General features: G+C 72.6%; 27 protein-coding genes. 9 read left to right on the top strand and 18 right to left on the bottom strand.

Translation table 11 applies throughout. The features are described 5' to 3' along the window. Window positions 1–122 precede the first annotated feature (122 nt). The 13 genes from ACFQRI_RS00250 to ACFQRI_RS00190 form a co-directional block, all read right to left on the bottom strand. Window positions 123–1,505 carry an MFS transporter gene (locus tag ACFQRI_RS00250; protein ID WP_380662702.1) on the bottom strand — a complete coding sequence of 461 codons (1,383 nt, stop codon included), beginning with the start codon at window positions 1,503–1,505 and terminating at the stop codon, window positions 123–125. 137 nt (window positions 1,506–1,642) lie between these two features. Beyond that, window positions 1,643–2,314, bottom strand: coding sequence for a dienelactone hydrolase family protein (locus ACFQRI_RS00245; protein WP_380662700.1), 672 nt, complete (start codon window positions 2,312–2,314; stop codon window positions 1,643–1,645). Window positions 2,315–2,327: 13 nt separating this feature from the next. After that, a complete protein-coding gene (locus tag ACFQRI_RS00240; protein ID WP_380662698.1) occupies window positions 2,328–3,959 on the bottom strand; it encodes a thiamine pyrophosphate-binding protein in 1,632 nt (543 codons plus the stop codon). A gap of 17 nt (window positions 3,960–3,976) precedes the next feature. Continuing rightward, a complete protein-coding gene (locus ACFQRI_RS00235) occupies window positions 3,977–4,753 on the bottom strand; it encodes an SDR family oxidoreductase (RefSeq protein WP_380662696.1) in 777 nt (258 codons plus the stop codon). An 11-nt stretch (window positions 4,754–4,764) separates the two neighbouring features. Further along, complete coding sequence (locus ACFQRI_RS00230) at window positions 4,765–5,514, bottom strand: 3-oxoacyl-ACP reductase family protein (protein WP_380662694.1); 750 nt, start codon at window positions 5,512–5,514, stop codon at window positions 4,765–4,767. Further along, the gene (locus ACFQRI_RS00225) at window positions 5,511–6,299 is read right to left on the bottom strand and encodes an alpha/beta fold hydrolase (protein ID WP_380662692.1); all 789 of its coding nucleotides are present in this window, start codon (window positions 6,297–6,299) and stop codon (window positions 5,511–5,513) included. The genes ACFQRI_RS00230 and ACFQRI_RS00225 overlap by 4 nt, the downstream gene beginning before the upstream one ends. After that, window positions 6,296–7,078 (bottom strand): aspartate dehydrogenase domain-containing protein, encoded by a 783-nt coding sequence (locus ACFQRI_RS00220; protein WP_380662690.1) that lies wholly within the window; start codon window positions 7,076–7,078, stop codon window positions 6,296–6,298. Before ACFQRI_RS00220 ends, ACFQRI_RS00225 begins: the two co-directional genes overlap by 4 nt. Further along, window positions 7,075–8,010: a VOC family protein gene (locus ACFQRI_RS00215; RefSeq protein WP_380662688.1), complete on the bottom strand. Its 936-nt coding sequence runs from the start codon at window positions 8,008–8,010 to the stop codon at window positions 7,075–7,077. The genes ACFQRI_RS00220 and ACFQRI_RS00215 overlap by 4 nt, the downstream gene beginning before the upstream one ends. 13 nt (window positions 8,011–8,023) lie before the next feature. Then, entirely contained in the window at window positions 8,024–9,073 is a 1,050-nt protein-coding gene (locus ACFQRI_RS00210; RefSeq protein ID WP_380662686.1) for a Rieske 2Fe-2S domain-containing protein, read from the bottom strand. Continuing rightward, the gene (locus ACFQRI_RS00205) at window positions 9,070–9,300 is read right to left on the bottom strand and encodes a recombinase-like helix-turn-helix domain-containing protein (protein ID WP_380662684.1); all 231 of its coding nucleotides are present in this window, start codon (window positions 9,298–9,300) and stop codon (window positions 9,070–9,072) included. Before ACFQRI_RS00205 ends, ACFQRI_RS00210 begins: the two co-directional genes overlap by 4 nt. 29 nt (window positions 9,301–9,329) lie before the next feature. Further along, window positions 9,330–9,596 carry a hypothetical protein gene (locus tag ACFQRI_RS00200; protein ID WP_380662682.1) on the bottom strand — a complete coding sequence of 89 codons (267 nt, stop codon included), beginning with the start codon at window positions 9,594–9,596 and terminating at the stop codon, window positions 9,330–9,332. Between the two features lie 12 nt (window positions 9,597–9,608). Next, window positions 9,609–10,553 carry a PDR/VanB family oxidoreductase gene (locus ACFQRI_RS00195; protein WP_380662680.1) on the bottom strand — a complete coding sequence of 315 codons (945 nt, stop codon included), beginning with the start codon at window positions 10,551–10,553 and terminating at the stop codon, window positions 9,609–9,611. Between the two features lie 22 nt (window positions 10,554–10,575). Then, the gene (locus tag ACFQRI_RS00190; RefSeq protein WP_380662678.1) at window positions 10,576–11,094 is read right to left on the bottom strand and encodes a cupin domain-containing protein; all 519 of its coding nucleotides are present in this window, start codon (window positions 11,092–11,094) and stop codon (window positions 10,576–10,578) included. 220 nt (window positions 11,095–11,314) lie between these two features. On the opposite strand from ACFQRI_RS00190, the gene ACFQRI_RS00185 reads away from it, so the two are divergent. Beyond that, window positions 11,315–12,793, top strand: a complete 1,479-nt coding sequence (locus tag ACFQRI_RS00185) for an aldehyde dehydrogenase (protein ID WP_380662676.1) — start codon at window positions 11,315–11,317, stop codon at window positions 12,791–12,793. Between the two features lie 51 nt (window positions 12,794–12,844). Here the strand turns inward: ACFQRI_RS00185 and ACFQRI_RS00180 are convergent, their stop codons facing one another. After that, entirely contained in the window at window positions 12,845–13,381 is a 537-nt protein-coding gene (locus ACFQRI_RS00180; RefSeq protein WP_380662674.1) for a MarR family winged helix-turn-helix transcriptional regulator, read from the bottom strand. 264 nt (window positions 13,382–13,645) lie between these two features. Beyond that, the gene (locus ACFQRI_RS00175) at window positions 13,646–14,551 is read right to left on the bottom strand and encodes an SDR family oxidoreductase (protein WP_380662672.1); all 906 of its coding nucleotides are present in this window, start codon (window positions 14,549–14,551) and stop codon (window positions 13,646–13,648) included. A gap of 129 nt (window positions 14,552–14,680) precedes the next feature. Between ACFQRI_RS00175 and ACFQRI_RS00170 the strand changes: the two genes are divergently transcribed. Both ACFQRI_RS00170 and ACFQRI_RS00165 read left to right on the top strand, forming a co-directional pair. Beyond that, window positions 14,681–15,421, top strand: a complete 741-nt coding sequence (locus tag ACFQRI_RS00170) for an enoyl-CoA hydratase family protein (RefSeq protein ID WP_380662670.1) — start codon at window positions 14,681–14,683, stop codon at window positions 15,419–15,421. 48 nt (window positions 15,422–15,469) lie between these two features. Then, window positions 15,470–16,525 (top strand): NAD(P)H-dependent flavin oxidoreductase, encoded by a 1,056-nt coding sequence (locus ACFQRI_RS00165; RefSeq protein WP_380664542.1) that lies wholly within the window; start codon window positions 15,470–15,472, stop codon window positions 16,523–16,525. Between the two features lie 49 nt (window positions 16,526–16,574). Here ACFQRI_RS00165 and ACFQRI_RS00160 read toward each other — a convergent pair whose 3' ends face one another. The 3 genes from ACFQRI_RS00160 to ACFQRI_RS00150 are packed head-to-tail and all read right to left on the bottom strand — an operon-like array spanning window position 16,575 to window position 19,766. After that, window positions 16,575–17,738 carry an acetyl-CoA C-acetyltransferase gene (locus ACFQRI_RS00160; RefSeq protein ID WP_380662668.1) on the bottom strand — a complete coding sequence of 388 codons (1,164 nt, stop codon included), beginning with the start codon at window positions 17,736–17,738 and terminating at the stop codon, window positions 16,575–16,577. 40 nt (window positions 17,739–17,778) lie between these two features. Then, window positions 17,779–18,588 (bottom strand): SDR family oxidoreductase, encoded by an 810-nt coding sequence (locus tag ACFQRI_RS00155; RefSeq protein WP_380662666.1) that lies wholly within the window; start codon window positions 18,586–18,588, stop codon window positions 17,779–17,781. Next, on the bottom strand, window positions 18,585–19,766 hold the full coding sequence (locus ACFQRI_RS00150) for an acyl-CoA dehydrogenase family protein (protein WP_380662664.1): 1,182 nt from the start codon (window positions 19,764–19,766) through the stop codon (window positions 18,585–18,587). The genes ACFQRI_RS00155 and ACFQRI_RS00150 overlap by 4 nt, the downstream gene beginning before the upstream one ends. Window positions 19,767–19,869: 103 nt before the next feature. On the opposite strand from ACFQRI_RS00150, the gene ACFQRI_RS00145 reads away from it, so the two are divergent. From ACFQRI_RS00145 to ACFQRI_RS00120, 6 genes are all read left to right on the top strand, one after another. After that, window positions 19,870–20,760, top strand: coding sequence for an enoyl-CoA hydratase (locus tag ACFQRI_RS00145; RefSeq protein ID WP_380662662.1), 891 nt, complete (start codon window positions 19,870–19,872; stop codon window positions 20,758–20,760). Beyond that, window positions 20,757–21,941 (top strand): acyl-CoA dehydrogenase family protein, encoded by a 1,185-nt coding sequence (locus ACFQRI_RS00140; protein ID WP_380662660.1) that lies wholly within the window; start codon window positions 20,757–20,759, stop codon window positions 21,939–21,941. Before ACFQRI_RS00145 ends, ACFQRI_RS00140 begins: the two co-directional genes overlap by 4 nt. Next, a complete protein-coding gene (locus ACFQRI_RS00135) occupies window positions 21,938–22,918 on the top strand; it encodes an acyl-CoA dehydrogenase family protein (protein WP_380662658.1) in 981 nt (326 codons plus the stop codon). Before ACFQRI_RS00140 ends, ACFQRI_RS00135 begins: the two co-directional genes overlap by 4 nt. Next, complete coding sequence (locus ACFQRI_RS00130; protein ID WP_380662656.1) at window positions 22,915–24,021, top strand: acyl-CoA dehydrogenase family protein; 1,107 nt, start codon at window positions 22,915–22,917, stop codon at window positions 24,019–24,021. The genes ACFQRI_RS00135 and ACFQRI_RS00130 overlap by 4 nt, the downstream gene beginning before the upstream one ends. 124 nt (window positions 24,022–24,145) lie before the next feature. After that, window positions 24,146–25,018 (top strand): CoA transferase subunit A, encoded by an 873-nt coding sequence (locus ACFQRI_RS00125; protein ID WP_380662654.1) that lies wholly within the window; start codon window positions 24,146–24,148, stop codon window positions 25,016–25,018. Continuing rightward, entirely contained in the window at window positions 25,015–25,815 is an 801-nt protein-coding gene (locus ACFQRI_RS00120; protein ID WP_380662652.1) for a CoA-transferase subunit beta, read from the top strand. The genes ACFQRI_RS00125 and ACFQRI_RS00120 overlap by 4 nt, the downstream gene beginning before the upstream one ends. Window positions 25,816–25,959 lie beyond the last annotated feature (144 nt).

Genomic DNA, 25,959 nt, shown 5'->3' with positions numbered 1-25,959 from the left:
CCGATCGCCGGTCGGGATCCGTCCGAGGACGCGGCCCGGCCGCCGTTCCAGGTGCCGGGCTCAGCTCGCACCGCCGCGGGTTCGGCCGAGCAGCGCAGTTCCCCGAACGGCTCCCGAGGCCGTCAGGGCGAGAGCTCCTCCAGCGTGCGGCCCTTGGTCTCCTCGGCGAACAGCAGCGTGACCACCGTGCCGATCAAGGTGATCCCGCCGATGGTGAAGAAGACCGCGGACAGGTCCGTTCCCCCGGCGTAGAGCGCACCAACCAGGATCGGACCGGTGATCAGGCCGAGGCGGTTCAGCACGCCGCCCATGCTGCAGCCGAACGCCCGGCTCCGCGTCGGGTACAGCTCCGGCGTGTACAGGTAGAGGCTGATGTTCACCGCGAAGTTGAACAGCGCCACGATCGCCGACAGCACCGCCAGCTGCGGCGCCGTGGCGGCACCGAGCGCGGCCAGGACCAGCAGCGGAACCGTGGTCAGGCCCAGCCCGACGCCGAGCACGATCCGGCGGCCCAGCTTGTCGATGGTGAGCGCGGCGATGAGGCAGCCGACCACCCCGGTCACCGACGCCGAGGTGCTGAACCACAGCGCGGTGCCGATCGGCAGGTGGTAGACGTTCTTGTACAGCGTAGGCAGCCAGGACGTGATCCCGTAGTTGGACAGGTAGCCGACGAACCAGATCGTCCAGACCACGAGGGTGCGGCGGCGGTAGCGCCCGGTGAACAGCTCGCGGAGCATGCCGGTGCGCTGCGTCGAGACCGGGATGGAGGACGCGGGCGCCGGGGCGGGCAGCTCCTGCCCCGTCGAGCGGCGCACCCGCTCCTCGATGTGCTCGACGTTGCGCAGCGCCTGCTCGGTGCGGCCCCGCTCGGCGAGCCATCGCGGCGACTCCGGCACCTTCGACTGCACCACGATCGCGGCAACGCCGGGGACCGCGGCGATCAGGAACAGCGCGCGCCACCCGAGGTGCGGGATGATCCACGCCGACGCCAGCGCTCCCACGGCCAGACCGATCGGGAAGACCAGCTCGTAGAGCAGCACGAACCGCCCGCGGCCCTTGGCCCGGCTGAGCTCGCTGATGTAGGACGCCGCGGTCGGGACCTCACCGCCGATCGCCAGCCCCTGCACGAACCGCAGGATCAGGAACGGGACCAGCGCGGTGCTCAGCGCCATGCCCAGGCTGCACAGCGCCGTGACCGCCACGCACAGGGCGATCACCCGGACGCGGCCGATGCGGTCGGCCATCCATCCCGCGCCGAGGGCTCCCAGGAGCATGCCGATCGAGCCGACGGTGAGCGTGGTGGTGACGCCGGCCGCTGAGAGGCCCCACTCGCGCGAGATCTCCGGCATGGAGAAGGCGATCAACAGCTGGTCGAACGCCTCGAAGAAGGTGACCACCCCGATCACGAGCCGGACGGTTACGTGCCAGCGCGACAACGGCAGTCTTTCGAGGCGTGCTACGACTTCCTGCTGGGTCGTCGCATCCGATGAAGCAGCAGTCGTCATGCGTCCCTCCTTCCGGGGACGTCCATGCCGCATGGGAGTCAGGGTGGCATGGAACTGTGGTTACCTGGTGTCCGGCGGTCCGAGCCCGACCGGTGCGCGCTTCCTGCTGCAGGAGCGCGGTGCATCCCGCTGAGCGGTCAGGGGAGCCGTGCGTCGAGGAACCGGACGGCCTCGTCCCACCAGCCGTATTCCGGGCCGTGCGGTGGCACGACGACGTCCGGGCTGGCCAGCGCGAGCAGCGGAGCGCTCGCCCCGGGTGAGGCCAGGCCGAGCCACGGCGAGCGCAGCCGGTCGATCGCCTCGGCCACCGACGGCGCGCCGCGCCACGGCGCGGCCTGCACGCCGACCGGGTCGTGCGCGACGGCCGCGGCCAGCTCGTGCTCGCTGGCGGCCCACGTGGCCAGGTGACCGCCCATGCCGACGCCCAGCACGGCCGTCGACGCGGCGGGCACCCCCAGCCGCTCGCCCAGGTGAGCCAGCGCTGCGGTGATGTCGGCGGCGAGGTCGTCGGCGACCAGCAGCTCCATGGCCGCCCTCGCGGTCTCGGCGTTCTCCGGCCGGAACTCCTTCCCCCCGGTCTCGTAGTAGAGGAACGGTGCGATCGCGACGTACCCGAGTCGTGCCAGCGCCCGGCAGCGCTCCTCCGCGGACTCGGTCAGCCCGTGGACGTCGTGCAGCACGATCACCCCGGCGCGCGGTGGCCCGTCCGGGAACCGCACGAACAGCGGCGCCGCCGTGGGCAGGACGCGACGCCTCCGGTTGGCCGGTCCGTGCGCGTGGTGGTGGTGTTGGATCAGTTCGGTGGGCATCGCCGCCACTCCTTCAGCTCGGCACGTGCACCGGCGGCACGAACGGCACCGGGGTCGGCTCCAGCGCCGTCACGTCTACTTCGACCAGGTAGGGCCCGCGGTGGTCGACGGCCTTCGCGAAGACCTCGGCGAAGGCGTCGGAGCGGTTCACCAGGGCGTGCGGGAGGTCCAGCGCGCTCGCGAGGCGTCCGAAATCGGGGGTGAACAGGTCCACGCCGCTGCGCCGCCCGACGTGCTGGTCCTGCATGTTGCGCAGCACGCCGTAGCCGCCGTCGTTGAACACGACCACCACGAGCCACGGGCGTTCCTGGGTCAGCGTGCCGAGCTCGCCGAGGTGGACCGCGAGACCGCCGTCGCCGACGAGCAGCACCGCGGGCGCGTCGGGATTGCCGAGGGAAGCGCCGATTCCGGTGGCGAGCCCCTGGCCGATCCCGCCGCCTACCGGGAACACGTTGGTCTCCGGCCGGTCGATCTCCAGCAGCCGGTTCCCCCACTGGCTGGACGCGATCGTCACGTCCCTGGCCACCACCGATTCCGGCGGCAGGGTGTCGCGCAGGGCATCGCAGATCAGCGCGTACGGACCGATGGCGCCCCGGAGGTGCTCGCGCACCCGGGAGCGGATGCCGGTGACGCGGGCTCGCCAGCCCGCGTCGACACCGGTGCCACCGAGCTCGGTGTTGAGCCTGCGCAGCACGTCGTGCCCCTCGCCGACCACCCCGACCGTCGCCGGGTAAGCGCGCCCGATCGCGGCCGGATCGACGTCGATCTGCACGTGCTGCTCGGGCAGTTCCAGCGCGTAGTGCTTGGTCTCGTTGGAGCGGAAGTGGGTCCCGACGCTGATCAGCAGGTCGGCCTCGGCCAGCAGCGCGGCCGCCTCCGGGCTGGTGGCGAAGTTGCCGACCACGAGCTCGTGCTCCTCGGGCAGCGCCCCGCGTCCGGAGTTGCTGGTCAGCACGCCGGCGCCGAGCCGCTCGGCGAGTTCGCGCAGCGGCTCGCGAGCGGACCGCCCGCCGCCCCCGACCCACAGCAGGGGCCTGCGGGCCCGCCTGATGAGCTCGCCCGCGCGGCGCACGGCCTCTTCCGCGGCCGGTGCCGCCCGCTCCCCCCGCTCCGGCGCGGAGCGCTCGAAGCGCTGGCCGCCGTACTGCAGGTCGATCGGCCACTCGACGCTGATCGGACCGGTGGGCAGCGTCCGCGCCGCCCGAATCGCCCCGCGCAGCGCGGCCCCGGCCTCCTCGGCCGCGGTGATCGTGGTGGCGCGCTTGGACACCGCCGAGAGCATGCCCAGCTGGTCGCGGGTCTCGTGGATGACGCCGCGCCCCTGACCGAGGTACGGCGAGTCGATCTGCCCGGTCACGTGCAGCACGGGACTGCCCGCGGTCAGCGCCTCCACCATCGCCCCGGCGGCGTTCCCGGCTCCGGTGCCGGTGCTGGTGATCGCCACGCCGATGCCACCGCGAGCGCGGGCGTGGCCGTCGGCGGCGTTGACCGCGGCCGCCTCGTGCCGGACCGGCACGAATCGCAGTTCGCGCGAAACCGCCTCCACCAGCGGCAGGTTGTGCACGCTGACCACGCCGAAGGCGGTGTCGACTCCGTTGTCGCGCATGACCTGCACGAGCAGGTCACCGCCATTTCCCTGATGCATCGCAGTCCTTCGCAAGGTCAGACGTGGCGAGCGATACCGCCGCCGACGTCGAGGGACGAGCCGGTGATGTAGGAGGCGCGCGGGGACAGCAGCGACGCGATCGCGTAGGCGACCTCGTCGGCGGTGCCCAACCGCCCGAGCGGGATGCCCCGGTCGGCGGCCAGCTCGGCGCTCCAGGCCGCGAAGTCCGAGGTGGACTCCGAGCTCTCGTAGCGGCGCCGCCACTGGCCCGTGTCGATCAGCCCCAGGCACACCGAGTTCACCCGGACCGCGTCCGCGGCCAGGTCCGCGGCCAGCGTCTTGGTGAGGTTGAGCAGCGCGGCGCGGGCTGCCGACGTCGCCGCCAGCCGCGACTCCGGCTGGCGGGCCAGGACCGCGTTGACGTTGACCACCGCGCCCGCGTCGGACCGGCGCAGCCACGGCAGCGCCGCGCGGACCACGTGCAGGACGCTGAAGAGCTTCAGGTCCAGCTCGTCCCGCCACTGCTGCGCGTCGGTCTCGGCGATCCCGGCCATCAGCGAGCGCCCGGCGTTGTTGACCACGCCGTCCACGCCGCCGAACCGCTCCGCGGCCTGCTCGACGAACTCCCCGACGGAGATTTCGTCCAGCACGTCGCAGCCGGCGGTGTGCAGCTCGCCTTCCGCGCCGTCGAGTGCGCGATCGAGCCGGTCGCCGTCCCGCGCGCAGGCCGCGACGCGGGCGCCCTCGGCGAGCAGCATCCGCGTCGCCGCCAGGCCGACGCCGGAGCTCGCGCCGGTCACCACCACGGTGCGACCGGTGAATCCGAGATCCACGTTCCACCCTCCTATCTGCACACGAAGCCACCGTCGACCGCCAGGGTCTGCCCGGTGATGTAGGCGGCGTCGTCGGACAGCAGGAAGCGCACCGCCCCGACGAGGTCTTCCGGTTGCTGCGGCCGCTCCAAGGCGCGGTTCCGCCGGTAGAGGTCGTGCCGCTCCGCGGGAACGCCCCGAGTGGCCTCGCACTCGGTGATGCCGGGTGCGACCGCGTTGACGGTGATCCCGTCCGGACCGGCGTCGCGGGCCATCGTCCGCGTGAGCGCGACGAGCGCGCCCTTGGACGCGACGTAGTGCGCCAACCTGGGCGGGCCGTAGAAGGCCACGTCCGAGGCGACGTTGAGGATCCGCCCGTCTCCCCGAGCGCGCAGCTGCGGGTACAGCGCTCGCGAGACCAGCCAGGTCCCCCGCAGGTTCACCGACATGATGCGGTCGAACTCCTCGGGGGCGATCTCGTGGAAGGCCTTCCCGCCGACGCCGTCGGCGAGGGCCGCGTTGTTCACCACGCCGTAGGCGCCGCCGAGCGCGGTGACCCGGTCGGCCAGCCGCTGCACCGAATCCGGGTCCGCGACGTCGGTGTCCACCCGGTGCACCGGAGCGTCGTGCGCGCCGAGCTCGGCGACCGCCTTCGCCGCGAAGTCCGGGTCGCGCTCGGCGACCACCACCTGCGCCCGGGCAGCGGCGAGCTCGTGAGCGATCGCCAGCCCCAGGCCGCGGCCGGCCCCGGTCACCACGACGATCCGATCTTCCAGGCTCATCGAGCACCTCCGTCCACATCGGATAGGAATTGCCGGACCCGGCGGTTGAACTCCTCCGGCTTCTCCTGGTTGGCGGCGTGTCCCGCCCCGCGGATCACCTCGAACCGCGCGGCGGGGATGCCGTCGGCCAGCGCGCGGCTCTCGTCCACCCCGGTCACCCGGTCCTGCTCGCCCACGATCACCAGCGTCGGCGTGCTGATCGAGGCGAGCTGGGCGGAGTGGTCGGTGGCGGCCATGACGCCCGCGGCGTTGCGATATCCGGTCAGCCGCACCCGGGACATCAGGCCGACGACCTGCTCGACGGCGCGGGGGTCAGCGTCCGGTGCGGGCAGCCGCGGCCCGCGCTGCTCGGCGAAGGCGACCGCGCCCCGCCGGCGCAGCTCCTCGACCCGGGTCGCCATCGCCTTCCGCCCCCGGTCGGTGCGGCCGGATCCGCGCGAGGAATCCGCGAGCACCAGGGAACGCAGCACGTCCGGCGCCTCGAGCGCGACCCGCGTGGCGATCACGCCTCCCCAGGAGACGCCCAGCAGGTGGGCCGGGGCCGCGTCGAGCCCGCGCAGGATCGAGACGACGGTCTCGGCGTAGTCGTCGAGAACCGGCTCGCCCGGCAGGTCCGCCGAATCTCCGTACCCGGGCGCGTCCCAGGCGAGCGTCCGGTATCCGGGGAACCCGGACATCTGGGCGGCGAAGGCGTCCGCCGCACCACCGATGCCGTGCAGCATCAGCACCGGTGCGCCCGAGCCCGCCTCCCGGACGTCCGCGCCCGCCACCCGCACCCGGTTCATGCGAACACCCCGGTCCGGCGGGCCAGCCGGGCGACGGCCGAGAGGACGGCGTGCGGAACCACTCCGCTGGTCGTCGGGTTCTCCGGTGACGGCTGGTTGCAGATCTCGAACCGGTACCGCCCCGCGCTGCCTTCGGCGCTGATGACGTGGCTGGTCAGCGGCGCGTCCGGATCGGCGACCACGGTGGCCTCCACCTTGTTCCAGTCCCCCACCGCCAGCGCCACCGAGGCGGCGACGTTGGTGGAGCTCGGGAACGCGGCGGTGACCTCCCGCGCGGGGGCGCGCATCAGCTCCACCGGCCCGGTCGCGGTGCGGATGCGCTCCTGCTGCTCGGCATCCATCCACCGCTGGACCAGCGCCGGGGCCTTCTTGGTGGTCACGATCCGCACCGAGTCGAGACCGCCGCCGCGCGCGGTGGCCGCCAGCAGATCGAGCCCGCCGATCGCCCCGGTGCACAGGTGCAGGCCTCCCGGCCCGCTGTCGCGCAGCTTGTGCAGCAGGGCGTCGTCGGTCAGCGCTCCGACGGACACCACCAGGAGGTCCGCCGCGGATTCCACGACGGACGGGCCGAGCTCGGCCAACGCGCGCTGCCCCGCGCACTCGACGACCAGGTCAGCGACCTCCAGGGCGGTTCGGAAGTCCACCACCGGGAGGTCGGGCGGGTCGACCGGTTCGGCGTGCACCACGCCGACCAGCTCGGCCTCGGGTACGGCGCCGTCGCGGACCGCCCGCGCGACCACCCCGCCGATCGCGCCGCAGCCGATGATCGCCACCTTCATGCGCGCACCAGCTCCAGGTAGCCGGGATCGGGCTTGCCCGCCATGTGGGCGCGGGCGTCCTTCGACGGCGGGCCCGCGGTGCCCCACTGGTCGGACAGCTCCGGCGTGCGCCGCCACACCCGGCACAGCCAGGCGTCCTCGTCGATCTGCTCGACCTCCGAGGTGTACTCGCACACGAGACCCGCGGGATCGGCGAAGTAGGAGAAGGTGTTCGACCCCGGACCGTGCCGCCCAGGTCCCCACAGCGGGGTGATGCCGTTGTGCCGCAACCGCCCGATGCCCCGCATGAAGTGGTCCACGGTGGGCATCTCGTAGGCCACGTGGTTCACCGAGGTCCACTCGGCCTGGTTGAACGCGATCACGTGGTGATCGGAGTTGCACCGCAGGAACGCCATCTGGTGCTCGGACCAGTCGGAGATCCGCATGCCGAGCACGCCGGTGTAGAAATCGCAGGCCGCGTCGATGTCGGTCGTGTTGAGCACGACGTGCGCGACCTTGCGCGGCACCGCGGACAGCCCGTTCGGGTCCTGCGCGACGACGGCTTCGACGTTGCAGGAGAGCTCGACGAGACGCCCCTCCGGGTCGACGAACCGCAGCCCGTAGCCTCCCCCGATCTGATCGAGGCGACCTGGTTCGGCCAGCACGGGAACGCCCAGCTTCACCAACCGCCGGCCCGCTTCGTCGACCTCGGCCGGCGTGCCGACGGCGAACGAGATCTTGCCCAGCCCGTTGCGCTCGGCCTGCTGCAGCTCGATGATGTGGTGCTCCGGCCCGGAACCGCGCAACCAGGCCGCGTCGCGGTCCTTCTCCACCGGGGTGAGTCCCCAGATCTCGTGGTAGAAGTCGGCGGAATCGGCGAAGTTCTCGGTGCGCAGGCTCACCGCGCGCAGCGCGCGGAGCCTCGCCACCGGTTCTTCGGGACGTACGAGCATGACGACCTCCGGGTCAGCGAGTTGCCGGGACGCGGGCGGGGGTTTGCTGGGCGAGCACGTCGGCTTGGCGGGTCGCCTCGCGCCGGAGCACGCGCCGCAGCCGGACGAGGGCGATGTCGTGCTGGTAGAGGTTCTCCCGGGCCCAGGCGTCGTCGGGCATGGCTTCGGCCATCTCCCGGTCCTGCTCCAGCACCTCCCAGTGCCGCCGCTCGAGGCGGTTCTTGTACAGGAAGCGCCAGCTGTCCCGCTCCCACCCGCTGACCTCGCGGCAGCGCCAGAAGAACCCGGCGTGCTGGTGCTCGTCGATGGCGGTCACGCAGGCGACGATCGTGAACGGGCCGCCGGGCCCCGCGGTTTCCGGGTAGGGGATGTCCAGGGTGACCCACTGGAGCCCGCCGTGATCGACCCACTCGGACCAGTCGAAGTTCACCCCGGCCTGGTCGGTCTTCTCGAACACGAAGCCGGTGTCGGTGTCGCGGACCTGGAAGGCCGCCTCGCGCCGACCGCTGAACATCGTGTGGCTCTTGCGGTGCAGGAAGGCACCGTGCATCGGGTCCATCAGGTTGTCCAGCGAGAGCAGGTGGGAGCAGTCCCATTCCACGTAGCACAGGAACTCGTCCCACTCGCCCCCGGAAAGCGGTGCGGGGAGCTGGAACGGCGTCGGAGCGGCGTCCTCGTCGAGGCCGAACCACACGAAGATGGCGCCTGCGCCTTCCTCGGCCGGGAAGACGCGCAGGGCGCGCCGCCCCTCCAGCGCGCATCCGGGGCTGCCCGGCACGGATGCGACCACGCCGTCGGCGTCGAGCTGCACGCCGTGGTAGTTGCAGGCGATGCGATCGCCCATGTGGACTCCGAGGGAGAGCCGGGCACCGCGGTGCGGGCACCGGTCCTCCTGCACGTGGACCTGACCGGAGCCGTCCCGCCAAAGGAGCAGCTCCTCGCCGGCCCGGTCGAGCCGCACCAGCTCACCGCGGCGGACGTACCGGGAGGGGCACACCGCGTACCAGCGGTCGCGGAGCCCGAGCTTGAGCAGGTCGTCATCGGTGCGCACCTGCGCGGTCATCGGTTGGCCTCCTTCGCACCGAGGCGGGCGATCTCGCGGGTGAAGGCCTCTTCGGTCCAGTCCGCGCCGTCGGGCGGCCGCACACCGGTTTCGTTGAGGGCGGACACCACGCCCGCGAGGTCGTGGATCCCGCGTCCGTAGATGCCTTCGAGCTCGTCGGCGAACGCGTCCTCGTAGCTCGTGGTGGCGCCCGACCGGCTCTGCACCGGTTCGAGGTTCAGTGGCATGTCAGTTCGTCTCCCCGAGAGGGTTTCGGTCAGGCTCCGAGCGCGTCCCGCCCCGAAGCCGTGATGCCCGCCGCGACCAGTTGTCCGATGCCGGCCGAGGCCAGCGGGCAGATGAGTCCGGTGCGGACGAGGTCGCGCGCGCTGTGCTGGTCGCAGCACGGCAACCCGTCCACGTACAGGTCCGGTTCGCTGCTGCAGGTGATCTGCGAGCGACCACCGGCCACCGCGCGCAGCATCGCGCGCTGCCGGGGGTTGAGCCCCGCGTCGGCGGCGGTCGCCGGGTTCGTCGTGCTCATGGCCGTCACCGCTCACAGGTCCAGCACCAGCTCCGCCGAGCGGCACCGGGAAACGCAGATCATCATCGTGTTCCCGGATTCCTGCTCAGCAGGGCTCAGCACGAAGTCGCGGTGGTCGGGGCTTCCGCTGAGCACCTTGGTCTCGCAGGTGCCGCAGATGCCCTCCTGGCAGGAACTCGGCACCGCGACTCCCGCTTCGTCGAGGACCTCCAGCACCGATCGGTCGGCTCCCACCGGCACGCGAACTCCGGACGAAGCGCACACCACGTCGAACGAATCCGCGTCCGGCGCTGCCGCCGCGCTCCGCTCCGGCGCGCGGAAGCGCTCCACGCGCAGGTCCGCCGAGTCGGGAAGCGCCGCTTCCACCGCGTTGAGCAGCGGTTCGGGGCCGCAGCAGTACACCAGCGTTCCCGGAGCCAGGCCAGCCAGTTCGCCGGTCAGGTCCGGCGGACCCCCGTGCTCGTCGTCCGCGTGCACCCGGACCCGATGCCCGCCGAGTTCGGCCAGCTCGTCGACGAAGGCCATGCCCGAGCGCGACCGTCCGCAGTAGACCATGCGCCAGTCCGCGTCGTCGCCATCGAGTTGCCCCGCCATCGCCCGCAGCGGCGTCACGCCGATCCCGCCGGCGATGAGGAGATGGCGCTCGGCGCCCTCCAGCGCGAAGTTGTTCTGCGGCCCTTCGACCTCCACGAGGGTGCCCGCGGTCAACCGCTCGTGCACCCAGGCGCTCCCACCGCGGGAGTTCGGCTCGCGCAGCACCGCGACCGTCCACCTGTCCCGCTCGGCGGGGTCCCCGCACAGCGAGTACTGCCGCACCAGGCCGTTGCCGAGCCGCAGCGAGAGGTGCGCCCCGGGCTCCCACCGCGGGAGCTCGCCGCCGGCCGGATCGCGGAACTCGACCTGGACGACGCCCTCGGCCAACCACGTGGTGCTGCGCACCCGAACCGTGCGCGCCATGCTCCTCACCCCCGATCCGCTTTCAGTCCCGCGTCACGCCGTGCATCGGGGACGTCGGCGGGTAGGTCGGGATCTGGGGCTTCTGCGCACCGATGATCACGCAGAACAGCGCGTCCTGGTCGCCGACGGTGCGCAGGCTGCGCGGCACGCCCGCCGGGACCCGGACGAGGTCGCGGTATCCCAGCGTGCGGGTCGCGGTCTTCGTCCCGTCCTCCACGTCGTGGACGCTGACCTCCAGCTGGCCCTCCAGGACGAAGAACACCTCTTCGACGTCGTGGTGGGTGTGCTCGGGCCCGATCGCCCCGGCGGGCAGCTTCATGTTGGAGAACGTGAAGTGCTCCGAGGGCAGCGTTCGGCTGTCGCCGTCGTGGTTGCCGGTCGCGCCCGAGCCGATGTAGCGGATCTGCGCGCGCCGGAACTCGTCGCCGGCCTTCGCCTGGAACGCGAGGGTGTCCCAGTCCTCGTGCCGCGACTCCTTCGAGGCGATGCACGAGTCGATCAGGTCCTCCAGGTGTGCGTTCGTCGTCTGCGATGCGGTCATCGGGACCTCCCAAACTCTCTTACCGTTAAATGAGCTAGCGGTAAGCACTATCCCCAAGACCCTGTGACCTAAGCAACCCTGCATGGATTAAGCAGCGAAGATTTTTTCGTTTGTGCAGGTCATGACCTCGCTGAATCCGAGCGTCGCCCGAGGCTTGCGCGGAGCTATTACCTTACCCGTAAGGTATTGACTCCAACCTGGCGTGCTTTGGAGGTGCGGTGTGACCACTGCGGAGATCCCCGACTCGATCCACTTCGGCGGTCGCTGGCAACGCGGCCGCGGAACCCCGCTGGAGTGCGCGGACCCGGCCAGCGGCGAGGTGATCGCCAAGCTGACCGCGGCCTCCGCGGACGACGTCGACGAGGCCGCGCGCCTCGGCGCCGAGGCCGCCGCCCGGGAGTCCTGGCGCGATCTGCTGCCGCACGAGCGCGCCCGACTGCTGCACCGGGTCGGCGACCTCGTCGAACGCGACCTCGAGGAGCTGGCGCTGCTGCAAACGCGCAACACCGGCAAGACCTTGGGGGAAACTCGCGCGCTCGTGGCCAGCGCCGCGGGCACCTTCCGCTTCTACTCCGCCGCACTGGAAACCACCGAGACCTCGCTGACCCCGCAGCGCGGGGACTACCTCACGATGAGCGTGCGCGAACCCATCGGCGTGGTCGGGGCCATCACACCGTGGAACTCCCCCATCGCCAGCGACGCGCAGAAGATCGCGCCCGCGCTCGCCGCGGGCAACGCCGTCCTGCTCAAGCCGGCCGAGGCCACTCCCCTGGTCTCGCTCGCGCTGGCCCGGCTCGTCGTGGAAGCCGGGATCCCGCCCGCCCTGCTGTCGGTGCTGCCCGGCGCGGGTTCGGTGGTCGGCGACGCCGTCGTGCGCCACCCCCTGGTCCGGCGGGTTTCCTTCACGGGAGGCACGGATACCGGCCGCGCCATCGGGCGCGCCGCGGCGGACAAGATCATGCCGATCACGAGCGAGCTCGGCGGGAAATCGCCCACGATCGTCTTCCCGGACGCAGACCAGGACCAGGCGCTGGCCGGGGTCCTGTTCGGGATCTTCTCGTCGAGCGGGCAGAGCTGCATCGCCGGTTCGCGGATCTTCGTGCACGAGTCGATCTACGCCGAGTTCGCGGACCGCCTGGTGGCGGCGACCCGAGCGCTGCGCGTCGGCCCTGGCACCGCACCCGACACCCAGGTCGGACCGCTGGCGACCTTCGCGCACCGCGACCGGGTGGCGTCGCTGGTCGACCGCGCCCGCGCGGAGGGCGGCCGAGTGCTCTGCGGCGGCCGACGCCCCGAGGACCCGGGGCTGGAGCACGGCGCGTACTACCTGCCGACCCTGATCGACGGCCTGCCCAACGACAGCACCACCTGCCAGGAGGAGATCTTCGGCCCCGTCGGCGTGGTGTTGCCCTTCGGCGACGAGGACGACCTGGTGGCCAGGGCCAACGACACCGTCTACGGGTTGGCCTGCGGCATCTGGACCTCCGACTACCGCCGCGCCTGGCGGGTGGCCCGCCGCGTCGAGGCGGGCACGGTGTGGGTCAACACCTACAAGCGCTTCAGCATCGCCACCCCGTTCAGCGGCACCAAGGACAGCGGGCTCGGGACGGACAAGGGGCGCGACGGCATCCTGCAGTACACCCGCCAGAAGAGCATCTACTGGGGACTCGACGAGAACGAGCGCCTCTGGCGGATCTGAACCGCCCGGAGGCCACCGCGACGACGTCCGCGGTGGCCTCCGGGGCGAGCTTCACTGCTCGGCGCGGTGCTGCGCGGCCGCGTGGTCGAGCGAGTTCTCGAGCCTGCTGAGCAGGTCGGCCAGCCGGTCGCGCTCGGTGGCGGTCAGGCCGCTGAGCATCCGCTTCTCGTTGTCGAAGTGGGCGGCGCCCACGTCCTCGACGAACTTCACCCCCTGCTCGGTGAGCTGCACGTAGACCACCCGCCGGTCCTCCGCGTCGCGCTCCCGGACCACCAGGCCGGCCTGCTCCAGCTTGTCCACGCGCTGGCTGATGCCGCCGGTCGTGACCAGGGCCGCGTCGGCCAGCTCGCCGGCGGTGCGGCGGTACGGCGGCCCCGCCCGGCGCAGCGACGCCAGGATCCCGAAGCCGTTGATCGTCTGGTCGAACTCCCCGAACACCCGGGTCAGCTGATCCTGATAGCGCTGGTAGGCGCGGTGCAGCCGGCCGAACACCGCCATCCCGGAGGCGTCCAGGTCAGGACATTCCCGCTCCCACTCGGCGAGCATGTAGTCGACCGCATCAGGCCTGGAGCGGCTGCGTCGTGCCACGAGAACCTCCTGCCCCGCAGAAATTATCTTCTCACTAAGAATAACCACCTTAAGACAGTCTATCATCACGACCCACCCCGCGACTCGGTCTCCGAGCCGGGAACGCCCGCCCCGCACGCGACTCCGCGTCGATCCACGACCTGCTGCCCCCTGCGCCGTTCGACGGCGCGGCCGGACCCGGCCCGCGCCGCCTGATCAGCGCAGGCGACGACTCGAAGGCGCGCACCTCCGCGACGGATCAGCCGGCGCCGACACCGCCTCGCCTCACGTCCCGTAGACCGGCTCGGGCTCGGCCGCCTTCGCCAGCAGACCTCGCACGGCGCCGCCGACGTCGGCGGCGCGCCACCGGCTCCCGAGGTCGACGCCCGGACCGTGCCGCCAGGCCTCCTCGACGCAGATCTTGCCGCCCTCGACTTCGAGCACCCGGCCGGTCAGGTCCGCCGCGTCCTCGCTCGCGAGCCAGGCGACCACCGGCGCGACGTTTCCCGGGTGCATGGCGTCGAAGCCCTCCTCGGGAGCGGCCATCGCATCGGCGAACGGCCCTTCGGTCATCCGGGTCCGGGCCGACGGCGCGATCGCGTTGACGGTCACGCCGTACCGCTCCAGCTCGGCCGCGGCGACCAGCGTGAGACCGGCGATGCCCGCCTTGGCCGCCGAGTACGCCCCCTGCCCGATGCTGCCCTGCAGGCCCGCGCCGGAAGTGGTGTTGACGACCCGAGCGGTGCGCGGACGCCCGGCCTTCGCCTCGGCGCGCCAGTAGGCCGCGGCGTGGCGCAGCATCGCGAAGTGCCCCTTGAGGTGCACGCGGACGACGGCGTCCCACTCGGATTCCTCGGCGTTGACCAGCATCCGGTCCCGGAGGAAACCGGCGTTGTTCACCAGGACGTCGAGGGCGCCGAAGGCGTCGACGGCCTGGTGGATCAGCGCGGCGGCCTGCTCGAAGTCCGCGACGTCCGCGCCGTTGGCGACGGCCTGCCCTCCGGCGGCGACGATTTCGGCGGCGACGGCTTCGGCGGGCGTCTCACCGGTCCCCTCCCCGGCGGGTGAGACGCCGAAGTCGTTGACGACCACCCTGGCGCCCTGGCTGGCGAGTTCGAGCGCGTGCTCGCGTCCGAGACCGCGCCCGGCGCCGGTCACGACGGCGACGCGGCCTTCCAAGATTCCTGCCATCGGTGCTGCTCCTCCGGATCTCCTGCGCTTGGTCGGCCCGGCACCGCGGCCCGATGCGGCTCGCGACGAGGGGTCGATCGGGCACGTTCGACTGCTACGATACCAAGCAAACGCTAGGTTAGGACGATCATGACTGTCACCACGGAATTCGTCGACGAGACCATCGCCGTCGTGACCATGGCGCACCCGCCGGTCAACGCCCTGCCCGTCGCGGGCTGGTACGCCGTCGCCGAGGCCGTGCGCGGCGCCGCCGAGCGGGGTGCCCACGTCACGGTGCTGCGCGCCGAGGGCCGCGGGTTCAACGCGGGCGTGGACATCAAGGAGATGCAGCGCACCGAAGGTTTCGACGCGCTGCTGGGTGCCAACCGGGGCTGCTACGAAGCGTTCAGGGCGATCTACGAGTCACCCGTGCCGGTCATCGCCGCCGTCCACGGCCACTGCCTCGGCGGCGGGGTCGGCCTGATCGGCAACTGCGACACGATCGTGGCCGCCGACGACGCCTACGTCGGCGTCCCCGAGGTCAACCGTGGCGCCCTCGGCGCGGCCACCCACTTGGCCCGCCTGGTCCCCCAGCACATGGTGCGGACCCTGTACTTCACCGCGCGCACCATCCCGGCGACCGAGCTGCTCGGGTTCGGATCGGTGCTCGAAGTCGTGCCCCGCGACGAGCTGGACGGGGCCGCCCTCGCGGTCGCCAGGGAGATCAGCGACAAGGACCCCCGCGTGATCCGGGCGGCCAAGGAGGCGCTCAACGGGATCGACCCGGTCGACGTGAACAAGAGCTACCGCTTCGAGCAGGGGTTCACCTACGAGCTCAACCTCGCCGGCGTCGCCGACGAACGCCGCGACGCCTTCGTCCGGAACGACTGAGCGCACCGCCGCAGAGCCAGGAGACAGACCGTGAGCACACCGCCTCGACTGCGCACCCCGCTGACCGAGCTCACCGGCGTCGACCACCCGATCGTCCAGACGGGCATGGGCTGGGTCGCCGGGCCCCGTCTCGTGAGCGCCGCGGCGCGTGCCGGCGCGCTCGGCGTCCTCGCCTCCGCCACGATGACCCTGGAGGAGCTGGAGAAGGCGATCCTCGAGGTCAAGGAGCGCACCGACCGGCCCTTCGGCGTCAACCTCCGCGCCGACGCCGGGGACGCCGCGCAGCGGGTCGACCTGCTCGTCGAGCACGGCGTCGAGGTCGCCTCGTTCGCGCTCGCCCCGAAACCCGACCTGATCGCCCGCCTCAAGGAGCACGGCGTCGTCGTGATGCCCTCGGTCGGAGCCGCGCGCCACGCCCAGAAGGTGGCCTCGTGGGGCGCCGACCTGGTGATGGTGCAGGGCGGTGAAGGCGGTGGGCACACCGGATCGGTTCCCACCTCGCTGCTGCTCCCGTCGGTGGCCGACGCCGTCGACATCCCGGTCGTGGCCGCCGGGGGCTTCTTCGACGGGCGCGGGCTCGCCGCCGCGCTGTCCTACGGGGCCGCCGGGATCGGCATGGGGACGCGCTTCCTGCTGACCAGCGACAGCGCCGTCCCCGAGGCGATCCGGCGCACGTACCTGTCCTTCGGACTGGACGGGACCGTGGTCACCACGCGCGCCGACGGGGTCCCCCACCGCTTGCTGCGGACGGACTTCGTGGCGCAGCTGGAGGAGGACAACGCCGCGAAGCGGCTGCTGGCCGCGGCTCGCCGGGCCGCGGCGTTCAAGCGCACCAGCGGCGTCAGCTGGCGGCAGTTCGTCCGGGACGGCTTGCGGATGAAGCGGGCCTCGGGTCGCACGTGGTCGCAGATGGCCTCGGCCGCGAACACGCCGATGCTGCTGCGCGCCGGGCTCGTCGACGGGGACACCGAGGCGGGCGTGCTGGCGGCCGGGCAGGTGGTCGGTGCGATCGACGATCTGCCGAGCTGCGAGGAGCTGGTCGACCGGATCATCGCCCAGGCCGTCGAGCGGATCACCGCGCGCGACGCGATGCTGCTCGGCTGAGCTCCGTCCACCCGCGGGCGGCCAGCGCTCCCGTCCGCGGGGCGTCGCGTCAGAGCCGCTCGACGATGGTCACGTTGGCCTGACCACCGCCCTCGCACATCACCTGCAGGCCGTACCGGCCCCCGCTGCGCTCCAGCTCGTTGAGCAGGGTGCTCGTCAGCCGAGCGCCGGTGGCGCCGATAGGGTGCCCCAGCGCGATGCCGCCACCGTTGACGTTGACCTTCTCGTGCGGGGCGCCGACCTCCTGCATCCAGGCGAGGACGACGGAGGCGAACGCCTCGTTGCACTCGAAGAGGTCGATCTCGTCGATGCCCATGCCGGCGCGCGCCAGGGCGTGCCGGGTCGCCGGGATCGGCCCGGTGAGCATCCACACCGGATCGTCCCCGCGCACGGTGAGGTGGTGCACCCGAGCTCGCGGCCGCAGCCCGTGCGCGGCGACCGCGCGTTCCGAGGCCACGAGCACCGCGCCCGCGCCGTCGCAGATCTGCGAGGAGACCCCGGCGGTGATCCGGCCGCCCGGCGCGAGGGGCGAGAGCTGGGCCATCTTCTCCAGCGAAGTCCGACGTGGACACTCGTCGGCGTCGAAAGCGCTGCCGTCGGCGAGGGCGAACGGCTCGATCTCCCGGGAGAAGCGCCCCTCGGCGATGGCGGTGCGGGCGCGCTCGTGGGAGGCGAGGGCGAACTCCTCCATCCGCTCCCGCGAGATGCCCCACCGCTCGGCGATCATCTCGGCGGACCGGAACTGGCTGATCTCCTGGTCGCCGTAGCGCTCGCGCCAGCCGGGCGACTCTGCGAACGGGGTGGAGAAGCCGTACTGCTGACCGACCAGCATGGCCGCCGAGATCGGGATGGCGCTCATGTTCTGCACGCCGCCGGCGACCACCAGGTCCTGGGTCCCCGACATCACCGCCTGGGCCGCGAAGTGCAGCGCCTGCTGGCTGGAGCCGCACTGCCGGTCGATGGTCACTCCCGGCACCGACTCGGGCAGACCGGCGACCAGCCACGCGGTCCGGGCGATGTCACCGGCCTGCGAGCCCAGCGTGTCGGTGCAGCCGAGCACGACGTCGTCGACCGCGCCCGGGTCGACGCCGGTGCGCCGGACCAGCGCAGCCAGCACGCGGGCGCCGAGATCCGCCGAGTGGACATCGGCCAGGGCACCGCCGCGCTTGCCGACGGCGGTGCGCACCGCGTCGATGATGTAGGCCTCGGGCATGGGGCTCCTCAGTGGTCGTCGGGCGGGCTGAGCGCCGGGTTCAGGCGTGCTGGCTGCTCACCGAGAGGACCTCGCCGGTGAGGTAGGACGCGTAGTCGCTGGCGAGGAAGACCATCACGTTCGCGATCTCCCACGGTTCGGCCGCGCGACCGAACGCCTCCGCGGACTTGAGCTCGGCGAGCAGCTCGGGCGTGGTGACCTTCTCCAGGAACGGGTGCATGGCCAGGCTCGGCGAGACGGCGTTGACCCGGATGCCGTGCGGCGCGAGATCCATCGCCGCCGAGCGGGTCAGCGCCTTCACCCCCGCCTTGGCGGCGGCGTAGTGCGCCTGCCCTCCCTGGGCGCGCCAGCCGACCACCGACGAGTTGTTGACGACCACGCCCCGCTTGCCCGCCGCGACGAAGCGGTTGCCCGCCGCGCGGGTGCAGCGCATGGTCCCGGTCAGGGTGACGTCGAGGACCAGGTTCCAGCGCGCGTCCGGCATCTCGAGGATGTCGTCGGTGCCGCCCAACCCGGCGTTGTTGATCATCACGTCCACGCCGCCGAACGGCTCGGCGGCGTCGAGGAGGGCCGTCACCTGCGCCTCGTCGGTGACGTCGCAGAGCCGCGCGCCGACGCGCTCCGAGCCGAACTCCTCGGCGAGCGTCCGGCGCGCCTCCTCCAGGCGCCGCTCGTGGGCGTCGCCGAGGACGACCGCGCCCGCCCCCTCTTCGAGCACCTTGCGGGCAGCGGCCGCGCCGATCCCGGCACCCGCCGCGGCGGTGACCACCACGACCCGCCCGGCGAGCAGGTCGTGACCGCGCACGTACTCGGGGGCGGGCTGCTCCGGCGCGGCTGCCGGTCGAGTCATGGGCGAGGCTCCTTCGGTAGGCCGAGCACCCGCTCGGCGATGATGTTGCGCTGGATCTCGTCGGAACCGCCGTAGATGGTGTCGGCGCGGCTGAACAGGTAGAGGGCCTGCTGCTCGTCGAGCTCGTACGGCGGCTCGGCGACGGTGAGCGCGTCGGCGCCGCGCACGGCCATCGCCAGTTCGCCCAGGTCGCGGTGCCAGCGCGCCCACAGCAGCTTGCTGACCGAGGCCTCCGGCCCCTGGGCGCCGTCGGCGACGGAGCTCAGGGTGCGCAGGGCGTGGGTGCGGATCACGTCGAGACCGAGCCGGGCGCGGGCGATTCCGGCGCGGACGACCGGGTCGTCGAAGCTCCCGTTCGCGCGGGCGGTTTCGACGATCCCGTCGAGCTCCCTGGCGAAGCCGACCTGCTGGCCGATGGTGGAGACGCCGCGCTCGTAGCCGAGGGTCGCCATCGCGACGCGCCAGCCGTCGCCGGGCTCGCCGACGATCATCTCCGCGCCGGTGCGGGCGCCGTCGAAGAAGACCTCGTTGAACTCCGAGGTGCCGGTGAGCTGTTCGATCGGTCGGACCTGAACGCCCGGCTGATCCATCGGCACCAGCAGGTAGGACAGTCCGGCGTGGCGCGTCGCACCGGGATCGGTGCGCGCGACGGCGAAGCACCAGTCGGCGTGCTGCGCCAGCGACGTCCAGACCTTCTGCCCGTCGATCACCCACTCGTCGCCCTCGCGCCGGGCGCGGGTGCGCACGCCGGCCAGGTCCGAGCCCGCACCGGGCTCGGAGTACCCCTGGCACCACAGCTCGGTGACGTCGGCGATGCCGGGCAGGAAGCGCCGCTTCTGCTCCTCGGTGCCGAGCGCGATCAGGGTCGGACCGAGCAGCTCCTCACCGAGGTGGTTCACCCGGGCGGGGGCGTCGGCGCGGGCGTACTCCTCGTGGAAGATCACCTGCTGGAAGAGCCCGAGCCCGCGGCCGCCGAACTCGACGGGCCAGCCCAGGCAGGTCCAGCCGGCCTCGGCGAGGTGCCGGTTCCACGCGACGCGCTGCTCGTAGCACTCGTGCTCGCGCCCGGAGCCGCCTCGGCCCTTGAGCGAGGCGAACTCGCCGACCAGGTTGTCGGCCAACCACTGCCGGACCTCCTCGCGGAATGCCTCGTCCTCGGCCGAGTAGGTCAGGTCCACAGGTCCTCCTCGCCCGTTCGGTCGCCGCGGATCGACGCTACCAAACCAAGCACTTGTTTGGTAGCGTTCGCCACGGCACGCCCCCGGGGGACAGAGGAGCGACATGAGCCACGCGGATCCGACCACCGAGACGCCGGAGGACGACCAGGTCGTCGACTACGAGGTGCGCGGGCACGTCGCGCTGGTCACGATGAACCGGCCGGAGTACACCAACGCCCAGAACTCGGCGATGACCTACGCGCTCGACGCGGCGTTCACCCGCGCCGTCGACGACGACCAGGTGAAGGTGATCGTGCTGGCCGGTGCCGGCAAGCACTTCAGCGGCGGTCACGACATCGGCACGCCCGGCCGCGACGTCGACCGGACCTTCGAGCGCCGCGCCGTCATCCACTGGGATCACACCGACAAGGTCGGCGTGGAATCGAGGTTCGCGCGCGAGTCGGAGGTCTACCTCGGCATGTGCCGCCGCTGGCGCGAGATCCCGAAGCCGATGATCGCCATGGTGCACGGGGCATGCATCGCGGGCGGCCTGATGCTGGCCTGGTCCTGCGACTTCGTCATCGCCTCGGACGACGCCTTCTTCGCCGACCCGGTCGTCCGGATGGGCATCCCCGGCGTGGAGTACTTCGCCCACCCCTGGGTCATGAACCCCCGCGCGGCCAAGGAGTTCCTCTACACCGGCGACCGGGTGCCCGCCGCGCGCGCCGAGCAGCTCGGCATGGTCAACCACGTCGCCCCGCGCGCGGAGCTGGAGCGGACGGTCCTCGAGATGGCCGAGCGGATCGCCGCGATGCCGCGGCTCGGGCTCGCCCTCACCAAGAAGGCCGTCAACCAGGCCGAGGACGCCATGGGGATGCGCACCGGCATGGACTCGGTCTTCGGCCTGCACCACGCCGCCCACGCGCACAACGCCGAGACCGCCGCCGACTCCCTCGCCGGCCTCGACGCGAGCGCGATGGCGGAGGCGAACAAGACGACGGAGAACCGGGCATGACGACCGCGAACGACGGAATCGCCTCCGCCGGCCTGGAATTCACCGAGCAGGAGCGGCACTTCCGCGCCGAGGCCCGGTCCTGGCTGGCCGAGCACCACCCCGGCCGGCTGCCGTCGATGGACACCGAGCGGGGCGCTCGGGCGCACCGGGAGTGGGAGCGCACCCTGGCCGACGGCCGCTGGTCGGTGGTGGCCTGGCCCGCCGAGTTCGGCGGCCGCGACGCCACGCTCGCCGAGTGGGTCATCTTCGAGGAGGAGTACTACCTCAGCGGCGCACCGACCAGGCTCGCGCAGAACGGCATCTCGCTGCTCGCACCGATCATCTTCGCGCACGGAACGCCGGAGCAGCAGCGGCGCTTCCTCCCGGCCATGGCCGACGGCACCGAGGTGTGGGCCCAGGCCTGGTCGGAACCCGAGGCCGGCAGCGACCTGGCCGGCATCCGCAGCCGCGCCACCCGCGACGACGCGAGGGGCGGCTGGGTGCTCGACGGGCAGAAGATCTGGAGTTCGCGGGCACCGTTCGCCGACCGCGGGTTCGGGCTCTTCCGCAGCGACCCCGAGGCCGAGCGGCACCGGGGTCTGACCTACTTCCTGTTCCCGCTCGACGCCGAGGGCATCACGGTGCGTCCGATCGAGCAGCTCGACGGCGACGCCGGCTTCGCCGAGATCTTCTTCGACGACGTGTTCGTCCCGGACGCGGACGTCCTCGGCGCGGTGGGCGAGGGCTGGCGGGTCGCGATGAGCACCGCGGGCAACGAGCGAGGGCTCTCGCTGCGGGCGCCGGGACGGTTCTGCGCGGCCGCCGAGCGACTGCTGGAGCTGTGGCGGGAGCGGGGAGCCGCTGCGCCGCACCTGCGCGACCAGGTGGTGGACGCCTGGATCGGTGCCGAGGCCTACCGGTACTACACCTGGGGCGTCGTGGACAGGTTGCAGCGCGGCGGCGACATCGGGGCCGACGGCAGCGTCAACAAGCTGTTCTGGTCGCAGCTCGACGTCGACCTGCACGAGACCGCCCTCGACCTGCTCGGGTCGGAGGCGGAGCTGGCCGGTCCCTGGACCGAGGACTACCTGTTCTCGCTGGGCGGCCCGATCTACGCCGGCACCAACGAGATCCAGCGCGACATCGTCGCCGAGCGCGTCCTCGGGCTCCCCCGCGGCGACGGCAGGAGGGCCCGACGATGAAGTTCTCCCTCGACGAGGAGCAGCGCGCCTTCGCCTCGGCGTTGGACGAGATGCTCTCCGACGCCGACGTCCCGGCCGTCGTCCGCGCCTGGACCTCCGGCGAAACCAACGGTGCCCTCGAACTGTGGGAACGGCTCGCCGAACTGGGCGCGCTGGGCCTGTCGGTCCCGGAGACCGACGGCGGCGCCGGTGCGACTCCGGTCGACCTCGTGGTCGCCGCGGGATCGCTCGGGTGGCACTGCGTACCCGGCCCCTGGATCGAATCGGTCGCGGTCGCGCCCGTGCTGCTGGCGGGTGCGCGGAACGGCGAGCTGCTCGGCGAGATCGCGAAGGGCACCGCCCGCGTGAGCATCGCGGCACCGCCGGTCACCCCGTACGCGCTGGACGCCGCGACGGCCACCCACGTCCTGCTCGCCGGGGACGACGGACTGGCCGCGGCGGCGCCCGGACCCGGTCGCGGGTCGGTGGACCCCAGCCGGACCCTGCACCCGGTGACCGGGACCGGAGCGCCGACCCCGCTGCCCGACGGCACCCTCGACGCCGCCCTGGATCTCGGTGCGCTGGCCTGCGCCGCCGCTCTGGTCGGCGCCGCCGACCGGATGCTGGCGAGCGCGACCGAGCACGCCGGGCAGCGCCACCAGTTCGGTCGCGCGATCGGCGAGCACCAGGCGGTCAAGCACCAGCTGGCCGACGTGAAGGTGGGTCTCGACTTCGCCCGGCCGCTCGTCCTCGGCGCCGCCCGCGAGATCGCGGCCGGCTCCCCCACCGCGCGGCGGACGGTGTCGGCGGCCAAGGTCGCCGCGTCCACGGCGGCCCACCGCGCCGCCCGGACGGCTCTGCAGGTGCACGGCGCGATCGGCTACACGCGCGAGAGCGACCTGAGCACCTGCCTGCTGCGCACCCGCGCCCTGATCGGCGCCTGGGGCACGCCGGCCCACCACCGCGCCCGCGTGCTCGACGAGCTGGCGGCGGCATGACCATGCGGTTCGGTCTCACCGAGGAGCAGCAGGAGCTGATGGCCGCAGTCCGCCGGCTCGTGGAGCGCCGCGCCGGGGACCAGGACCTCCGCCGCGTCATCGCCGAGGAGCCCGGTTACGACGACGGCCTCTGGCGGGCCATGACCGAGCAGATCGGGGTCGCCGCCCTGGCCGTGCCCGAGCAGTACGGCGGCGCCGGCTTCACCTCCCTCGAAACCCACCTGGTGCTGGAGGTGCTCGGGGCCGCGCTGACCCCGTCACCGCTGCTGGGATCCGGGGTGCTGGCGACCCAGGCGCTGCTGCTGGCGGCGGAGCCCGGCGACTGCGAGCGGCTGCTGCCCGCTCTGGCGGCCGGCGAGCGCGTGGCCGCGCTGGCATGGGCGGATGCGGCCGGACGGTGGCGCCTCGACGGTTCCGACGTCCGCGCCACCGGGACCGACGACCGCTGGCGCCTCTCCGGCTCCGCGCGACTGGTGCTCGACGGGTCCGCGGCCGACGTGCTGCTGGTGGTGGCAACCACCCCGGCCGGGCCGGGGCTCTTCGAAGTCGCACCGGGAACCGCCGGGGTGACCCGAACCCCCACCCCGGCACTGGATCCGACGCTCCGGTTCGCCACCGTGGAGCTCGACGACGCCCCGGCGGCGGCGCTCGCCCTCGAGGCCCGGGCCGCGCTCGCGCGGCTGTCGTCCGTCGCCGCCGTCGCCGTGACCGCGCTCCAGGTCGGCGGCGCGCAGCGCGCGCTCGACGACACCGTCGCCCACCTCAAGGAGCGCGAGCAGTTCGGCCGCCCCCTGGGCTCCTTCCAGGCCCTCAAGCACCGGGTCGCCGACGTCCTGGTCTCGGTCGAGACCGCCCGCTCGGTCTCCTGGGCCGCCGCCTGGGCCGCGGCGCGGAACGCCCCGGACCTGGGCGAGGAGGCCGCCCGCGCCAAGGCGTGGTGCGGCGAGGCCTTCGAGCACGCGGCAGGCGAGATGATCCAGCTGCACGGGGGGATCGGCATCACCTGGGAGCACCGCGCCCAGCTCTACTTCAAGCGCGCCCACGCCACCGCCCACCTCTTCGGCTCGGCCCGGGAGCACCTGCGCGCCCTCGCCCCGATCTGATCCGCCACGCCCGCCGGAAGGGGGAGCAGCCGGAAGTCCTGGCGGGCGCAAGACCTCCGATCGCGCAACCCCGACCGGCAGGTCTCGCCCGAAACGAGCGCCGAGCCAACGAGGAGGTAGGAACATGAGCGACAAGACGATGCCGCTGACCGACCTGCCCCGGCACGTCGAATCCGGCATGACCGTCGGGATCGGTGGCTGGGGCTCGCGCCGCAAACCGATGGCCGCGGTGCGCGAGCTGGTGCGCAGCGACGTCACCGACCTGACGGTGGTGACGCTGGGAGGGCCCGACGTCGGGCTGCTGTGCGCGGCGGGCAAGGTGCGCAAGCTCGTCTACGGGTTCGTCTCGCTCGACAGCATCCCGCTCGACCCGCACTTCCGGGCGGCGCGGGAGTCCGGCCGCATCGAGACCTCCGAGTACGACGAGGGCATGTTCGTCACCGCGCTGCGGGCCGGGGCCAACCGGCTCTCCTTCCTGCCCACCCGGGCCGGGTTGGAGAGCGACGTGTTGACGATGAACCCGGAGCTGCGGACCGTCGCCTCGCCCTACGCCGACGAGGAGTACGTGGCGGTGCCCGGCCTGCGCATGGACGTGTCGCTGGTCCACCTCAACCGCGCCGACGCAGCCGGCAACGGCCAATACCTCGGCCCGGACCCGTACTTCGACGACCTGTTCGCGATGGCCTCGGAGAAGACCCTCGTGTCCGCCGAGAAGGTCGTGCCCACGCCCGAGCTCGGCGCGGGCGGGCCAGCGCAGTCGCTGCTGCTGAGCCGGATGTTCGTCAGCGGCGTCATCGAGGCCCCGAACGGCGCGCACTTCACCAGCTGCGAGCCCGATTACGGGCGCGACGAGGCGTTCCAGCGGCACTACGCCACCGCGGCCCGGGATCCCGAGAGCTGGCAGCGGTTCACCCGCACCTTCCTGACCGGCGACGAGGCCTCCTACCTCGCCGCCGTGGAGGAGTTCCACGCGTCCCACGAGGAGCAGGCATCGTGAACGTCAGCAGCAACACCCGGACGACCGGTGAGACGACCGCGACCGAGGCCACCCGCGCCGAGGTCTGCATCGCCGCGTGCGGCGACGCCTGGCGCGGCTCCGGCGAGGTCCTCGCGCACGCGGTGGGGATCGTTCCGACGATCGGCGCGCGCCTGGCGCGGCTGACCCACTCCCCCGACCTGGTCCTCAACGACGGCGAGTGCTTCTTCATGGCCGAACCGCCGCCGCTGGGCCGGACCGCCGCCGACGGCGGCGTCGTCGAGAGCTGGGTGCCGTTCCGCCTGATCTTCGACGTGCTCAGCAGCGGCAAGCGGCACAGCATGATGGGCGCCAGCCAGATCGACCGCTACGGGAACCAGAACATCTCCTCGATCGGCGACTGGCGCGCGCCCACCCGGCAGCTGATCGGCGTCCGCGGCGCACCCGGCAACACGGCCAACCACCGCACCGACTACTGGGTCGCCGAGCACAGCACGCGGATCTTCACCGAGTCGGTCGACGTGGTCTGCGGCGTCGGCAACGACCGTGCGCGCCGCCACCCGACGCGGAGCCTGCGGTTCCACGACCTGGGCGTGGTGGTCACCAACCTCGCCGTGCTGGGGTACGACGCCGAAGGGCACCTCGAGGTCCGCTCGCTCCACCCCGGTGTGAGCGCGGCGGAGGTTCGGGAGGCCACCGGTTTCGAGATCGACACCAGCCGCGCCGGGATCACGCGCCTGCCCGACGCCCGGGAGCTGGAGCTCATCCGCACCGTGCTGGATCCCGCGGGCGTGCGGGACCGCGAGGTGCGCGGCTGAGCGCCTCCCGCCCCCTGCTGGCCGAGCCGAGCTGAGTCAGGCGCTGTTGGGATGCTGCGGGACGGCCGTCCCAGGTGTGGGAATCGGCCCGCCCCGCAGCAGGTTCGGCGCGACGCCGCGCATCATGAGCGGCGCGCGGAGACC

The sequence above is a fragment of the Saccharopolyspora griseoalba genome, assembly GCF_042665275.1.
Lineage (GTDB): Bacteria > Actinomycetota > Actinomycetes > Mycobacteriales > Pseudonocardiaceae > Saccharopolyspora > Saccharopolyspora griseoalba.
The sequence above is the reverse complement of the archived record's forward strand: the minus strand, read 5'-3'. Positions and strand labels throughout refer to the sequence as shown.